This window comes from Halorubrum lacusprofundi ATCC 49239 (assembly GCF_000022205.1).
Taxonomy (GTDB): domain Archaea; phylum Halobacteriota; class Halobacteria; order Halobacteriales; family Haloferacaceae; genus Halorubrum; species Halorubrum lacusprofundi.
Window position 1 is genome coordinate 412268 of record NC_012028.1, and the last position, 14730, is coordinate 426997.

11 protein-coding genes and 1 pseudogene are annotated in these 14730 nt (G+C 60.0%); 2 read left to right on the top strand and 10 right to left on the bottom strand.

Annotated elements, in window-relative coordinates; all coding sequences use genetic code 11:
• Window positions 1–3 precede the first annotated feature (3 nt).
• The 8 genes and pseudogenes from HLAC_RS15565 to HLAC_RS15595 form a co-directional block, all read right to left on the bottom strand.
• On the bottom strand, window positions 4–1200 hold the full coding sequence (locus tag HLAC_RS15565; RefSeq protein WP_014053226.1) for a TrbL/VirB6 family protein: 1197 nt from the start codon (window positions 1198–1200) through the stop codon (window positions 4–6).
• Window positions 1200–2087 (bottom strand): hypothetical protein, encoded by an 888-nt coding sequence (locus HLAC_RS15570; RefSeq protein ID WP_014053225.1) that lies wholly within the window; start codon window positions 2085–2087, stop codon window positions 1200–1202. The genes HLAC_RS15565 and HLAC_RS15570 overlap by 1 nt, the downstream gene beginning before the upstream one ends.
• Window positions 2084–3844 (bottom strand): DUF8186 domain-containing protein, encoded by a 1761-nt coding sequence (locus HLAC_RS15575; protein WP_049933856.1) that lies wholly within the window; start codon window positions 3842–3844, stop codon window positions 2084–2086. The genes HLAC_RS15570 and HLAC_RS15575 overlap by 4 nt, the downstream gene beginning before the upstream one ends.
• 52 nt (window positions 3845–3896) lie before the next feature.
• The gene (locus tag HLAC_RS15580) at window positions 3897–4382 is read right to left on the bottom strand and encodes a pilin (protein ID WP_014053223.1); all 486 of its coding nucleotides are present in this window, start codon (window positions 4380–4382) and stop codon (window positions 3897–3899) included.
• A gap of 14 nt (window positions 4383–4396) precedes the next feature.
• A complete protein-coding gene (locus HLAC_RS15585; protein WP_014053222.1) occupies window positions 4397–4666 on the bottom strand; it encodes a hypothetical protein in 270 nt (89 codons plus the stop codon).
• A gap of 159 nt (window positions 4667–4825) precedes the next feature.
• Window positions 4826–5071 carry a hypothetical protein gene (locus tag HLAC_RS19350; protein ID WP_169304936.1) on the bottom strand — a complete coding sequence of 82 codons (246 nt, stop codon included), beginning with the start codon at window positions 5069–5071 and terminating at the stop codon, window positions 4826–4828.
• Window positions 5072–5124: 53 nt separating this feature from the next.
• A pseudogene (locus HLAC_RS18925) lies at window positions 5125–5591 on the bottom strand (ISH6 family transposase); the annotation flags it as partial.
• A 107-nt stretch (window positions 5592–5698) separates the two neighbouring features.
• Window positions 5699–6262, bottom strand: a complete 564-nt coding sequence (locus HLAC_RS15595) for an IS1096 element passenger TnpR family protein (protein ID WP_014053219.1) — start codon at window positions 6260–6262, stop codon at window positions 5699–5701.
• Between the two features lie 232 nt (window positions 6263–6494).
• On the opposite strand from HLAC_RS15595, the gene HLAC_RS15600 reads away from it, so the two are divergent.
• Both HLAC_RS15600 and HLAC_RS15605 read left to right on the top strand, forming a co-directional pair.
• On the top strand, window positions 6495–7895 hold the full coding sequence (locus HLAC_RS15600) for a DEAD/DEAH box helicase family protein (protein ID WP_015911581.1): 1401 nt from the start codon (window positions 6495–6497) through the stop codon (window positions 7893–7895).
• Window positions 7895–9253, top strand: coding sequence for a DUF790 family protein (locus HLAC_RS15605; RefSeq protein WP_014053217.1), 1359 nt, complete (start codon window positions 7895–7897; stop codon window positions 9251–9253). Before HLAC_RS15600 ends, HLAC_RS15605 begins: the two co-directional genes overlap by 1 nt.
• A 360-nt stretch (window positions 9254–9613) precedes the next feature.
• Here HLAC_RS15605 and HLAC_RS15610 read toward each other — a convergent pair whose 3' ends face one another.
• The gene (locus tag HLAC_RS15610; protein WP_015911582.1) at window positions 9614–12523 is read right to left on the bottom strand and encodes a helicase-related protein; all 2910 of its coding nucleotides are present in this window, start codon (window positions 12521–12523) and stop codon (window positions 9614–9616) included.
• A gap of 6 nt (window positions 12524–12529) precedes the next feature.
• Window positions 12530–14728: a BREX-5 system phosphatase PglZ gene (pglZ, locus tag HLAC_RS15615; RefSeq protein WP_015911583.1), complete on the bottom strand. Its 2199-nt coding sequence runs from the start codon at window positions 14726–14728 to the stop codon at window positions 12530–12532.
• Window positions 14729–14730 lie beyond the last annotated feature (2 nt).

Genomic DNA, 14730 nt, shown 5'->3' on the forward strand with positions numbered 1-14730 from the left:
TAGTCACCACCGTGAGACCGTCTCTTTTGTGTTCTTGAACGCCTGTTTCGACCGAGCTTTCGCCGCCTGTGACGTCCGACGAGCATCTTCTTTCGCCTTGTCGCGCATTCGGCCTGTTTTGGACTGCCGCAGGTTGTTGTAGCGACCTGCGTGGCCTTTCGCGGACTGGGCAGAGGACCCAAGTGTGTATGCGTTCGAGTCGCCACTCCCAAGTTGGGACTGTCCGCTTTTCGTCACCGGGCCAGCTTTGTTCTGGGCGTATCCCCGATGCACGTTCCGGGCACCACGAACAGATTTTCCCGTGCCTGATTTCGCTGCTGAGGCGGCAGCCACCGGATTCGTTTTGCGCGCTCCCTGCCGAGCAATTGTCTGAACCGCAGGGGCAGACCAGTAGACGGTCATAATCGAGGCGAGACACGCCGCTGGGATGAGCACGAGTCCAAGGAACAGGGAGAAGAGGCCATCTGCACTCGCTGTGAGATTCATCTGCCAGCCGATTCTGAAAAGGACTGCAGCAGGAAGTCCCGCAAGCACGAGTCCTGGATAGATGCCGGCTGCGCGGCGTGCGATCTCCGAGGCCGGACTGAGTGGCCACACGTCGAGTGCCCAGAAGACGCCGAGTAACGGCATCAATGGCGTTAGCACGAGGATGCCCAGCCAGCGGAGACCGTAGACGAGGGCAGCGACGATAAGTAGGAAGTTCGAAACGAGAGCCATGGCGAGAACGACGAAGAGGCCACCGACACCAGACTCGATGAGACTCCCGAACCCCGCCGACATATCGTTGATTGGAGCAAGTGTGAGTCCGATCGCATCGACGAACTGGAGCGGGATCGATACGAGTGGGAACCAGACGAACGAACCCATGAACACGAGCCCGATGCGCCTGAGGAGCCGCTTTCGCCGATAGGGACTGATCGAACCGGACCGGAGACCGATGTACGCGAACCCGACGATGAGTAACATTATCGTCAACGGCAGGATATACTGGAGATAGAAATCCGCGTAGAGGCTCTGCCATGGTGCATTCTCGGGAGTGCCGACGACGATGTATCGGGAGTTGGATTCCGGTGCAGGGACGCCGACAATTGGGTTGAGAAGCGCCTCGAAAATGTCGTTCGCGAACCCGAGGAGCGCCTCTTTGATGTCCGTGAGGATGTTCCTGATGGCGTCCTCGACCTGCTTTCCGAACCATCCCATCAGGAATCACTCCCGTTCGACGCCGTTTGAGCCGAATCAGTTGGGCCGCCGTCGATGATGGTTAGATCACATGCGTATTTCTCTCCACCATACTCGATCGTCTGTGAGTACGACGGATTCGCTCCAGCTTGGAGGGTTCCCGTGACGGTGAGCGTATCCGTCTCCAACTCACTGCACTCAATAGCTCCGTAAACACCGGTCGGGTCTTCTGTCTGATAGACAGGCGTCGTCGTGTAGATGGTCGTCTCTCCGGGTGACAGAAGCCGGTTCAGGTTGGTCGTCACTGTCTCCGACGCAGATACCTTTGCCTGCGGTGAATTGCGCCACTCTACTGCCGTGAGATACGTTGGTGCATTGCCCGTATTCTTGACAGTGAGAGCGGCGAATTGTTGCCAAGCTGAACCGCTCTTCTCCCAGTCCATGTCCGGGTTATTCTGTGCCCAGATGACATCCGTGATCGTGACCTGGGGCTCCAAGGAGATCGTCGTTTCACCGATAGTTTTGTCGCCAGCGACGGCGACGACATGGTACTCTCCGGGGGTGTACCCGTCTTCGGTTTCCCCGAGTAGCTGAAATGTTACCTGTGTCGCTCCTTCTTGGACCCGCTGGAGTGAGTTCATCTCGCCGTTCGGGTTGATGAGATTGACCGAATCAGCATCAGTATCGCTGGCGAGTTCGACGACGAGAGCAGTCTCGGTCATCGCAACTCGCTCGAAAGCGTCGCTCTCACTTCCAGGCGGTGGCGATGTCTCGGAGCTCGGGCTCTTTGTCTCGGATGGCGATGAAGAACAGCCAGCGAGTGCGACGAGGGTCCCGGTGAGCCCACTGAGAACTGTTCGACGGCCAATACGCCTGTCGTGGCTGGATGCGTCTGTCGTGTCGTTCATGTTCGATTTGAGAGACCGAGTAGTGCGCCATCGGACATATAGTCGAATCCGAAGACCAGGACTGCGAGCGGGATGAACCAGAGAATCGTCACGACGACGACCTGGATGAGCGTCTGGAAATCGGGATAGTTCCCCGGCGTCTTTGCGACATCCGTTGCCGTTGCGTAGGGACGATCTGTCCGCCACCACTCGGATGGCTGGTACTCCCCTCGTACGAGCGCCCCTGGATTCGAGAGCGTGAGGGTGGCTATCCCGCTGCTGTTCAGCGCCGCAGTCTGGTTGCCGGCCGTAACACGACCGCTGGTGACAGCCGCGCCGGTCGCCGTCTCCGTGACCGTTGCGCGGACGACCGCGTGCGTCGCGTTGGCGTTGGTGGCCGTGAGAGTGAGGTTCGTCTCGCGGACGGTCTGCTGGTCGGATAGGCTGACCGTCCGCGATTGTCCGCGAACGATTCCGTGTACGGTGACCTCGCGGAAGGCGCTCTCATCGAGGGTTGTGGACGTCACCGCAATCGAGTCGGCATTCACGTAGGGGCTAGCAGACTCCAGGTCGATGTTCAGTGGCAGTGATGGGCCGGTCTGCTCCGTCCCCCACGTTTCCTCGATAGCGAGTGGGCGCTCACCATCGTCAGTCAGGTCGGTGGGGACGTACGGCGCTTGCCGACTCGGGAACGCGTGAGTCTGGACGGGGCGCACCGACGATATCGCCCGCGACGTGTTGGTCGCGGTGTTCGTGACCATCGTCTGCCAGCCGGCTCGACTCGCTGTGTAGAACCACCAGTTGCTCCGGGCTCGAACGTCGCCGTCGACCGAGATCGTCGACCACTCGGTGTTCGGGTGGACAACCGCGCCGACACGATCCTCGGTGGCTTCGAACTGGACGCGCTTGCCTGCGATATCCGAGAGCCGGTTGACGACGACGCGCTGTGACGTCGATACCGTTCTCGATGCTTCCGGTGTTTCGACGTCACGATTCCAGTCGCCATCACAGCCGGCTGTCGACGAATTCCAGTCGGGGCAGTCCAGCGTGACGTGACGCAGCGTCACCGTGATCGTGGCGTCGACGGTCAGCTGCGGCGAACCCGAAAGACCGGTGTACTGGAGCGTGGCCTGATGCCCGCTTGCGCTGTCGAGCAGTCGGCCGTCTGCAGAAAGGTCGACCGACTCGATCTGTGTTTGGTCGATTGACCAGCGTTCACGCTGCGACCCATTTCGATCGTCCTGGGGAACGGCAATCCGGTAATCACTGATCGTGCGGACCTGACCGTCCGGCGCAACGTACTGGGTCGTTCCGTTCGCGTGGTGAAGTATCGTCGAGGGCTGTGTGGCGAAGATGCTGACGTACGCATCTTTGATGTACACGCCGTCTTCGAGGGACGCACCGGTCGGGTGGACTGACTCCCTACGACCACCAGGACTGTAATCGCCGAAATCGCCGCTATTCCAGTTCGACGTAGCCTGTGGTGGGCGAGCGAACGGGACATCTGTCGAGCGGGCGAGTCGATGCGCGAATTCGGCGCGCGATGAGACGTTGGCGTCGTCGAAATCGTCGACCGAGAGGTTACCGTTGTCGACGTCGTCCGACCAGAGTCGCTGGAAGGTGCTGTTGTTCACACCGTAGGCGGGCCCATCGGCAGGCACAGCGTCACCTGAGTCCGGTGGGGTGACGGCACTAAGACCTTCTGCAGCGACAATCCCGGCGGTACCACTCACGAGGAGAAGGGCAAGCACCGTGGCCATGGAGCGGCGGGCAGACATGATCTATCGAGCGGGGGTTTCAGGGACGGTTCGTTGACGATGCTATATGGGCCTAAAATGGTTTGACACAGTCTGAGAAGCCGAATCCCATCTGGCTGCCGACCTTATCGATGAGTTCGGGTGAGACGAGTGCAAGGACGACGATGCCGAAGCCGATGCCGGACATAACGAGTTTCTCCTTGGCATCGTTCTTCTTCTCGGGATTGCCGCCAGCCCGCATGTACGAGAGGCCAGCCGTCCCGATGTAAAAGGCAGTTGCAGGAAGCCCGAGGCCAGCAATCGCGCCGAACACCAGGTCGATGCCGGTCGCGACGCCTGTGTTGCAGTAGACATCGCCGACCTGGTTCTGTGCCGCGGCCGGGCCGACAGCTACCACGAGGAACGCAATCCCCATCGAAAGCGAGATCACTCGTGGGGGTGCACGAGTGAGCGTCGCTTTGAGACGACGGCTGAACAGGAATTCGGAGGGCTGGCTGTCAGTGGCGGTCGGTTCAGTTGCCGGTGCATCGCTCGCCGAATCGGAAGGTGGATCGTTCATGCGGTGTTTGGCTGCTAGTCGTTGGAGGGGTCTGATTCGAGCAGGGCGTTCAGGTCCTCGATGCTGGAGGTTTGGTCGAGGAGGTCGTCGAGGTCGCGGTTGGTGTCGGTGAGCGCCTCCTCGATGAGGATCGAGAGCTCGTCGCGGTCGATGTCTCGATAGGCCATCTGCTCGGCCAGTGCTTCGCGGAAGAGTCCGGATGCATTGATGCCGCTCGCCCAGCTGAGGAACAACGCATCAGGAGGTTCGATCGACACAGTGGTGTTGACAGTGTTCCGTGCCATTCGTGTGTTGAGTATGTACGATTAAACGCCATCCTGTAGTATTGCGTGCTGTCATATATGTCTTTTGTGAGGCCCGAGAACTAGCGCATTAATATAGGTGTTCTTATATAATAATCATTTACTGTGACACCGCTGTACTGTCGAAACTGGCACACTGCACTATGAAATATTGGGCTTCAACTCATCTACAGCCCTTCTATACAGTGCTGGTAAGAAGCCACCAGAGAAATATGTCATCCGATGGATAACTGCGGTGACTGTGGTGGTGGCGTACTCGATGGCTATCGCTGCGACAACTGCGGCAACTACACCTGCAAGAACTGTTTCGAACATCTGCCCTCGAAAGGCCTCATCGTAACCAAGCACAAATGTCCACACTGCAACGAGTGGGTAGTACTTAATCAATACGCATAACACGGACAGGCGAACTCTGATTGTGAATCATCCCGATCCGTCCCTGAGACGAAGCCCTCGCCGTGATCAGCGGCATCACGATAGCTGAGCGAAATAATGAGATTGACGTTTTTGGCTGAGATGTCCCGTTGATAGCGGTTCTGGCCGTCAAAGTCGAGGACATCTTCGACGGGCCGGAAGTAACTGTATTCGTCCTGTTAAGCGGCTGTGTCTTCGACGTAGTGGAGGTAAACTCGTGTTCACCAGCGGTTGTGACGGCTGTGCGGGTATCGGTGCTAGCGCGTTGGAAGCGCTGGTCACCGTTGCCGTGAGCGTGTTTCTGGCCACAGAGCGCCTCGACGGGAGCCGCGTCGAGGCTCTCGACGGGAGCCGCGTCGAGGCTCTCGACCAGTTCTTCGAGGAGGACCGATTCGATATTCTGGTCGGTGACAAACTCGGCAAGCGTGGCGAGTGGTATCGTTTTGTCGTCGTCGATACTCAGTTCGAACCGCACGTCGATTGTGGCGTGCATGGTACCTCTTAGATGGATACCAGTAGGTGACCTCGTCCTCACGGGAGCCAGTTTCTACTGGACTCTAGAGGACTTTGCAACACGACCAAAATGTCGCGGGGCATGGCTTACTGGTCGTCGTCCAGATCGCGGTACTGAGGCGGTGCTTCTCCCTGTTCGTTGACGACAGCGGGGCCACCATCCAGCGATCCCTCACGGGCTTCCTGAAGGTCGATGGAGTGTTCCCAACCGTCCCCCATATCGAACGTGTAGGAGAGCGCGCCCAGTTGTTCGGGGTCGAGTTCCTCGACCGTCGTGTCCGCGGCGTTGCCTTCCGTCGGGGGGTTCCTCTGAAGGTCTCTGAATCGCTCTTTGGCCTCGGCCGCGGCATCGTCCGGCACAGCCCGGTCGATGAAGCGGCCGATTTCCCCGTCGTCCATCGGTGGCCAGCTCACTCCGCCGTCGTAGAGGTGTGGGTGGACGTAACTCCGGAGTGCGATACCCTCCTTGTCGCGTGTGATGAACTCGTAGGCGTGGGAGTCCCACCGCTTGAACGCGTCGAAAATAGCCTCGTGGAACGCCGCTAACGTGTGCGAGCCGTTGATTTCGATATCTCGCCAGACCTCCTCGTCAGGCTCAAAGCCCAGCAGCGGATTCGGCTGGAGCCAGACGCGAAACACGTAGATCGTCATAGGTAGCACTTCCAGAGCAGGGCTTGTAGGCGTTCCTCCACGACGCTGCTCGTCATACCTCTGCAACCCGAGTTCGCCCAATCACCACACAACCGTCCAGCGGATTAACCAACAGTGAACGCCTTTGGCGTACATACGTTGGTTAAGACTGTTCAGCGACAGAGACGCCACTCACCGGAACGCGGAGAACCCACATATTGAATCCGTCCGGGAACATCCGTCTCCATACTGAATGCGAATCGAGTTCGACGACGGAACCCTCCTGCTCCGCGATGCACCGGATAACGTCCCTTACGCGGAGTGGGACGACCGCGTCGACGAGTACCGCACCCAAGCGTATCGATATCGAGCGCTCCTCGAATGGGCCGGTGCATGGTCGGACGGAGACGAACAAGCAACGCTGCACGACGGCTTCGCTCCCGCGCTCGAAGACGCCGCTCGGGCCTACCCCGATCTCGACCTCACGCCAGCGCTCCACATCGAACCACGAGACTACCAGCAGGCCGCCCTCGACGCCTGGATCGACCACGACCGCCGGGGCAGCGTCGTCCTCCCCACGGGCAGCGGGAAGACGTTCCTCGGCCTCCAAGCCATCGCTGACGCCGGCGTCAGCGCGCTCGTCGTCACGCCGACGATCGATCTGATGAATCAGTGGCACGCCACGCTCACCAACGCCTTTGGTGAGCAGCTCCCGGAGCCGGTCGGCGTCCTCGGCGGTGGCAGCCACAACGTCACCGCGATCACCGTCACCACCTACGACAGCGCCTATCGGTACATCAACGAGTATGGCGACCAGTTCGGGCTACTCGTCGTCGATGAGGAACACCACCTGCCAGCGCCGACCTACCGTCAAATCCCTGAGATGACCATCGCGCCCTATAGGTTGGGACTGACCGCGACCTACGAGCGCCCCGACGGGAAACACGAACTGCTCGAAGAGCTCCTCGGGCCAGTTGTCTACCGCGAAAACGTCGACGAACTCGCCGGGGAGTATCTCAGCGAGTACGAGACGATCCACATGTCGGTCGACCTCACGGCCGACGAGGGCGAGACGTACGACGAGGAGTACCAGCTCTACCGCGATTACGTTGACAGCCACGAGTTCGACCTCTGGAAGGAGGACGGCTATGCGGAGTTCCTCAAACGCACGTCCTACGACCCGCAAGGGCGGCGGGCGCTCATCGCCAAGCAACGTGCCGAGCGAATCGCCCGAACCGCCGAAAAGAAACTCGACACGCTCGACAATCTCATCAAACGGCATCACGATGACCGCGCCATCATCTTCACCGCGAACAACGACTTCGCCTACGACATCTCTCAAGAATTCATCGTCCCCTGCATCACCCACCAGACCAAGACTGACGAACGCACCGAGATTCTGGAACGGTTCCGGACGGGGGAGTACTCGATGCTGGTGACTTCGCAGGTGCTTGACGAGGGGATCGACGTGCCTGCGGCGAACGTCGGGATCATCCTCTCGGGGAGTGCCTCGAAACGCCAGTACGCCCAGCGGCTCGGCCGGATATTGCGGCCCACGGATGATCGCCAACCGGCACGCCTCTACGAAATCATCACGGACGAGACGATGGAGACCTATGTTTCCCAGCGCCGCCGTGAGGGGGTGAGTGCGTAGTGCTGACCGCGAACCTCGCCCGGTCACGCACGACCGACGAAGAAGTCAAACCGTTGTTCATCGATCCGACTGATGGACGCTATCGTGAGACGGCACGGGAGCTCATCCAACTGTTCGATGATCATCTCGGCGAGCCGAAAGGCGACCTCGAGGACTCAATTGACGAGTTGACCGTCGCAGATACCGACTACAAAATCGTCCAGGGACTCGCGAAACTCCTGAAAGACGAGTGCGAGTTCGAGGTCATCGCCTCGGTCGAACCGCGTGAGATCCGCCAGCGCCTGTTCGAGAAAGCCAACAAGCGGTATCCGATCGTCCGCCAACCGACGCTTGGCGAGGACACACAGAAACTGGAAGTATACAGCTGGGTTGCAGATGAGTTGGGGATCTCACTCGAAGACTGCTATCGGGGAATGTACGCCGACCTGGAGGCCAACAAGCGACTTGTCCGAATCGGGACGCGGACCGCCGAGCAATACGCCAGTGACGGCGATTCATCGACGGCGACGACGACGCTGACCGGCAGTAGTGCCGGAGAATACGAACACACGGACCTCACCGTGGACTGGCTCCTGACCCGGTACAATCTCGCACTTGCCCAAGCAGTCCTCTACGACGCGACGGAGATGCGGATTCGCGTCTGGGACCACTTTGGGACGGTGTTCAGCTACGTGAAGCTGTTCGGGCTGATGCACCGTATCTACCCGATCGACGCCGACGGCGAGCGCGTTGGAAGTACGGATCAGGCTGCCGGCTACGAAGCCGTGCTGGACGGCCCAGCATCGCTGTTCTCCCAATCGCAGAAGTATGGGATCCGGATGGCGAACTTCCTCCCAGCGTTACCGCTCTGTGACCGGTGGGAGATGGCTGCCACGATTCTGATCGACGAAACGACCGGCGAGACGCGGCAATTCACGCACGACCACACCGAAAACCTTGATTCGCACTACAGTGCTGGCGAGCACTTCGATAGCGACATCGAGCGGACGCTCGCGCAGAAATGGGAGCGCTCGAACACGGACTGGGAACTCGTGCGCGAGGACGACATCTTTGACCTGGGTGCCCAAGTGATGATCCCCGACTTCGCGATCGAACATCCAGACGGTCGGCGGGCAATCCTCGAAATCGTCGGCTTCTGGACGCCCGAGTATCTGGAGTCAAAGATATCGAAGATCCGGCAGGTGGAGGCTGACAATTTCGTGTTGGCTGTCTCAGAGCAATTGGATTGTGCGAGTGAGGAGTTCGGAGGGGTCGCTGATCGAGTATTGTGGTTCAAAACCGGGATTCACGTCTACGACGTAGTCGAACTGGCCGACACAGTTGCTATCCCGTCCGAGACAGCGTCTGCTTCCGAGTAGGGTTTCTGGCTGGACGACCGATGTCTACATCGTATCGTTGAACTTGCTGCGGGGTCGGTGGCGAGTTCACTCATAACGAGGGTATTCACGAGGGGGCCATAGAATAGTTCACATACCCGTCGTACGGCGGTTTTGGTTAAGAGTAGTGCCAGTTTTTGACCCAATTTTCGGCACTCAAACAGGTAATCGCTCCTCTCGACCGACCATGAGAATCATTCTATGCCATCTTCAGAGTATTCACTGGAAATTGTGGTGTGTCAGTAACCAACAAATGGGAGCGATCGGCGATTATGTTGGTTAATACGGTCGTTTCGCAACTCTACGCAAGAGCGTGACTGATTGGTTCCCGGCGAAAAGCGTCTATATCGGGAGCGTGAGACAAACATTCTCGACTTCTGGTGCCAAGGAGATGACCTGCGCCTTCCGTCGTAGTTCACGACGGCGTTTCTCGATTCGCTCTTCCAGCTTCGAGAGCCGATCCCGCTGTCTTCGAATGGCGATGTCCATGTCAGTACCGGCCTCAGCCTTGCGTTCGTAGTCGGCAATGAACGTCTCGATACGCTCGCGTTCGGCTTCCGCGTAGGCTTCGAGGTCATCCAGTTCCTGCTGCGTCTCCTCGCGCCGTCGCTGCTGGAGTTCGTCTCTGAGTGACTCAACGCGCTGGCTAATATATCGATCAGCGGAGGTTCGTATCTCTCGCTCGTGCTCGAGGAGCGGCCGGACGCGACCCTCCTCGGGCGAGCCTATGATGCTGTCTCCCCCGATGACTCGCTGGCCGAGTCGTTGTTGGGGGTCTCGGTGTGCCGCGTCGACGAACACCGGAAGGATCTCCTCGCGAATCACCTCGCCCGTCCCGTCCTCGAACCTGACTCGATAGTTGTAGGTGATACCGGGGTCATCAACGAACGGGAGCAGTTTGATCCCAACAGTACCCTGCTCGCTGTCCAGCACTTGCTGCATAAGCTCTTGGACCAGTTCCGCATCTGGGGAGATGTACTCGATTCCCTCGTGGTCCATCGCGAACTCCCGATTGAAGGTGAAGGGGCCGTAGGGGTCACCGTCCCGCGAGCGGCGGAGCGACTCGGGCAACTCAGCTCGGAAGAGGTTGTTCCCTGCCTTCTCGACGTCGCCACCGAGTGCCGAGATACCCCGCTCAAAGAACTCCCGGAGATCTGCTTCGCTGCCGTAGACATCCTCGGACTGGTCCATCACGTCCTGAATCTTGCGCCGGCTCTCCTCATCGAACGTCGTTGTATCGATCAGACTCCGCTCGTACCACTCCGCGAGCGTCCGCTGGCGTTCGTCGATGAGTTCTTCCAGCTCTTCTTTCGTCGCACTCGCCGGTTCGTCGTTCCGGATGGATTCCATGATGAGCGAGTCGACGTTGATGTCGTCGAGCATCCCCAAGACGTCGGCTGTGTTCCCCAGCTGCCCACGGATGCTCTCGACCTTGTCTTGGAGCATCTCGAAGACCTTACTCTCACGAGTATCCTCGAACGAGAAGTTCCACACCGTGACCTCTTTCTCCTGGCCGTAGCGGTGGAGGCGACCGATGCGCTGTTCGAGACGGTTCGGGTTCCACGGCAATTCGTAGTTGACCATGATGTGGCAGCTGTGCTGGAGGTCGATCCCCTCGCTGGCTGCGTCGGTCGCGAAGAGCAATCGGGACTGGCCGTGATTGAACTCGTCCTCGATGCGAGTGCGGTCTTCCTTGTCGACACCACCGTGGATGACGAGGATCTCGTCGGCCCACGGCTCGTCCTTCACGAGATCGAGGATATAGTCGAGCGTATCCCGGTATTCCGTGAACAGCAGTATCTTCTCGTTGGGCTGTTCTTCGAGCAGTTGCTGGATGTATCGACGTACTTTCTGGGCCTTCGAGTCGACCGGGATTCCCTCAGCGAGTGAGACGAGGTCCCTGAGCGTCTCGATTTCCTCTTCAAGTTGTGCGTCACTCTCTGTGATAGTGAGCCCGGAGAGCTCTTCTTCGGCCTTCTGCTGATCCTGTTCGTCGAGGTCTTCACCTTCGAGATAGGCCGACGCTTCTTCGGACAGATTGGTTGTGGTGGATTGCTGGTCGACGAGGTTCGCGAGCCGACGACTGAGCGTCGCCTTGATCGCCCCGATACTGCTGACGAGGCGTTTCTGCATCAGCGCCATCGCGAAGCCGACAGCGGGCTCGTTGAGCTGTTCAGAGCGGTTGTAAACATTCTTGACGTAGTCGGTGACCGCTCGGTAGAACTGGCGCTCCTCGTGGGTCATCTCGACCGGGATGGTTCCGACATCACGGTTCGGGAAGATGCGCTCGCCGTCGTCGTCATAGATAGTCTGCTTGCCGCGGCGCATCATCACGCGGTCGACTGCTTCCTTCGAGAGGTCCTGGTCTTCGGCGACGAGGAACGGGTCGATGTACTCGATGAGCGACCGGAACGCTTCGCCCTTGCCGTCGTGTGGCGTCGCGCTGAGCAGGAGCAACGAATCGGAGTTGTCAGCCACTCGTTCGACCATCTTCGACGTTTTGCTCGGGGACTCGCCGCGCTTGGCTGCCTTGTGTGCCTCGTCGACGACCACGACGTCCCAGAACGCGTCGTCGAGTTCCTCGCGGAATTCTTCCTGGCGGAGGAACGCCATGCTCGTGACCATCTGTTGGTGGTCCTGGTCCCAGATGTTCGTCTCCTCGCCGAGGCGGCGGCGTTCGCCCTCGACCCACTGCCGATCAGCTGGTGTAGGGCTGATGTCGAAGAAGCGGTCCATATCGCGAATCCACTTCTTCTGGAGGTGGGCTGGGACGACGAACAGGACGCGGTCGGCGCGGTTGCGTGCGGTGAGCTCTTTGAGGATGAGTCCCGCCTCGATGGTTTTCCCCAGCCCGACGTCGTCCGCAATGAGCGCTCGCTGGCGGAGTTTCTGCATCACCCAGTTCACGCAGGCGAGTTGGTACGGTTCGAGGCGGACGAGCGAGTTCGAGATACTCAGGAGTTGCCCCTGTTCGTGGGCGATCTGGAGCTGGAGCGCCTGTGAGCGGAGGTCGAACCATTCGGCGGACACTGCGTCGTGGTCGGGATGGAGCTGGTCGGCCGTCATGGGTTCGAGGGCACCGAGTTGCTCGCGTTGGGGCTCGATGTCGACGTCGGCGATACAGACGGTCTTGACGCCGACGTCCTCGACGTAGGCCCTGAGGTAGTCGAGGTTGCCGACGGAGTACGTCTTGATGACCTCTGCAGGGTTGTCGTTGAGAAGAATCGTGTCTCCGGGTGCGAGGTCCTGCATGGGTAGTTATTCCTGCGTGATGGTGACGAAGTTCAGCACGAACTCCTGCGGGAGAATGCCACCGTGGTAGAACCGGGCATCCGGGAGTCCCTGGTTCCGGAACCGCTGGATTGGATCGGCGAGGATACTGACCCTCGCATCATCGTCGAGGTAGCCCAGGTGGGTATCCTCGTCGAGCAACACGCCTGGTGCGTCGTCATCGAGACCTGTTCCGGCAACCCACCGTCGGGTCACCTGTTCGGCGTTATCCGGCGGATGGAGGTCGTCGATGTCGACGTGCTTGGGAAGCGAGACGAAGCCGTGGTCCGAGAGGATGTACGCTCGGTCCCACTCGCCTTTCCGTAACTTCTCGCAGATAATGCGTGAGATCGCTTCGATGCGGTCACTGAACAACTCCTCGAAGTCCGTCAGCTCCTTCTCTCCGGTTTCGTCGATGTCGTTCCAGTAGTAGGCGACGCGGGTGTTGCTCCAGCCTACCTCGTCCTCGGCGTCCTGCATGATGTAGCTCCAGCCGTCGTTCTCGAGGAGTGTCTGGCGACGGTGGTTCGTGATTTTGCGGTCGCTGCGCTCGGGGACGAGCTCCCCGTCCTGGAGTTCGATATTGAAGCTGAACTTGCTACCGGGCGTGAGCGCGGCCTTTCCGAATTCGGTATCGGAGGGAAGGGTCCCGACCCACGTGCTCTCGTCGACTTCGAGCTGGGGAAGCTCGCGACGGATCGAGTCGGCGAGTTCGTGAGCGAGGTCGAAGCGCAGCGCGTCGACGATGAACAGCGCAACACTCTGGCCGCTCTGGAGGTGTTCCTGTTCCTCGGCGAAGAACTGGTGGGCGTGTTTCTCGCCGACGAAGGGCGAGCCCGCTTCGATCTGGTCGACGACGAGGTCGCCGAGGTCAGTGAGGTACTCGAGATATCGCGATTCGGTCAACGAGGAACGGAGCCTATCGAGTGTCGCCGTAGCTGGGTGCTCCTCAGGAAGCCCGGCCTCCGGCTCGCCGGAGATGATGAGGTTGAAGACGGCGTTGTCAATCTGCCAAGTACCGTCCTCGACGTCGCCGTAGAGATCGACGACGTCGCTAGTGTCGCCGCGCTCCTCCCAGGTCTCCAGCTCGGCTGCGAGCGTCGCGACGTCGATTGCCTGTTCCCAGACCTGTGTCCAGGGAACGTCGCCATACGTCGCGTCGAGGCGGTCGTGTCGCTGTGTCGCCTGCGACGCGCACGTCTCGTACTCGCCGGCGTTGAACGACTGGGTCCACTCGTCCCAGAGGCGGTGTTCAAGCGAGGCGTCGACGGGACAGTCGACGAGTTCCCATGGGTCGTCGTAGCTGCGGAGGACGTCGTGCCAGAACCGCTGGTCGGGGTCGAGATAGACGTTCGCCAGCTCGCCTTTTCGTTCGGTCTTGCTCAGCATCGACCGGAGTTCGGGCCTGGAGACACCGAACCCTGTGCTCGGTTCTGGCTGGTACTCCTGCGGGAGCAGGGCCTTGTCCAGTCCTTCGTCGACGAACCACTCAGCGACCGCCCAGCGGCGTGTTCGTTCGACGATGGTCCGAGCGTCGGACTCACCCTCGACGGCCGTGACGCCATCGTCGACGAGCAGGTCACGGATCTTCAGCAGGCCCTCGCCATCGGGGAGGTTTCGTGTTCCATGTTCGAGGACGAACTGCACGGGGTCGTCGTGGCCGTTCAGCACGATCTTCGTCTGGAGGCCCTGGAGCGACGGCAGGCCGCCCTCGCCATCGAGTTCCTCGTAGAGCGTCTGGGCGACCTTCTCGCGGGCGTCGGCGTCCCCGCGAGCGTGCGAGTGGGGACTCGCGGAGCTCTGCTCCGCGGCGTCCTCGTAGGCTGTGCGAATCGTCGCGGCCTGGAGGCGGTCGTTTTCGAAGCAGCGGGCGGCGAGTTTGCCGATGTGCTGCTCGACAACTCCTCCGGTGTGCTCGACGTCCTTGAACCAGTCTACGTCGTCGCTACTGGGCTGGGGAACGTACCAGACGGTTCGGTCGCGTGGCGCGTCTGCACGGAGTTCTAAGGGTGTCTGCTCGGCTGCTCGGAACTCACAGCGGAGTTGTGTGCTCGCGTGTTCGACGATATCTCGGAGGTAGCCACCGTCGTCCCACCAGAGGATGACTGGGTCGTCGTCGGCCGCCTCGTCGATGGCACTCTCGATGGTGTCGTGAGCGCACTGGGGGAGGGTCTTGGTTGCAGGCATAG

Excerpts from the sequence above, each read along its gene's own strand:
- HLAC_RS15580 (WP_014053223.1), bottom strand. The coding sequence starts at position 4,382 with ATGAACGATCCACCTTCCGATTCGGCGAGCGATGCACCGGCAACTGAA.
- HLAC_RS15585 (WP_014053222.1), bottom strand. The coding sequence starts at position 4,666 with ATGGCACGGAACACTGTCAACACCACTGTGTCGATCGAACCTCCTGAT.
- HLAC_RS15570 (WP_014053225.1), bottom strand. The coding sequence starts at position 2,087 with ATGAACGACACGACAGACGCATCCAGCCACGACAGGCGTATTGGCCGT.
- HLAC_RS15565 (WP_014053226.1), bottom strand. The coding sequence starts at position 1,200 with ATGGGATGGTTCGGAAAGCAGGTCGAGGACGCCATCAGGAACATCCTC.
- HLAC_RS15575 (WP_049933856.1), bottom strand. The coding sequence starts at position 3,844 with ATGTCTGCCCGCCGCTCCATGGCCACGGTGCTTGCCCTTCTCCTCGTG.
- pglZ (WP_015911583.1), bottom strand. The coding sequence starts at position 14,728 with ATGCCTGCAACCAAGACCCTCCCCCAGTGCGCTCACGACACCATCGAG.
- HLAC_RS15595 (WP_014053219.1), bottom strand. The coding sequence starts at position 6,262 with ATGACGATCTACGTGTTTCGCGTCTGGCTCCAGCCGAATCCGCTGCTG.
- HLAC_RS15600 (WP_015911581.1), top strand. The coding sequence starts at position 6,495 with ATGCGAATCGAGTTCGACGACGGAACCCTCCTGCTCCGCGATGCACCG.
- HLAC_RS15610 (WP_015911582.1), bottom strand. The coding sequence starts at position 12,523 with ATGCAGGACCTCGCACCCGGAGACACGATTCTTCTCAACGACAACCCT.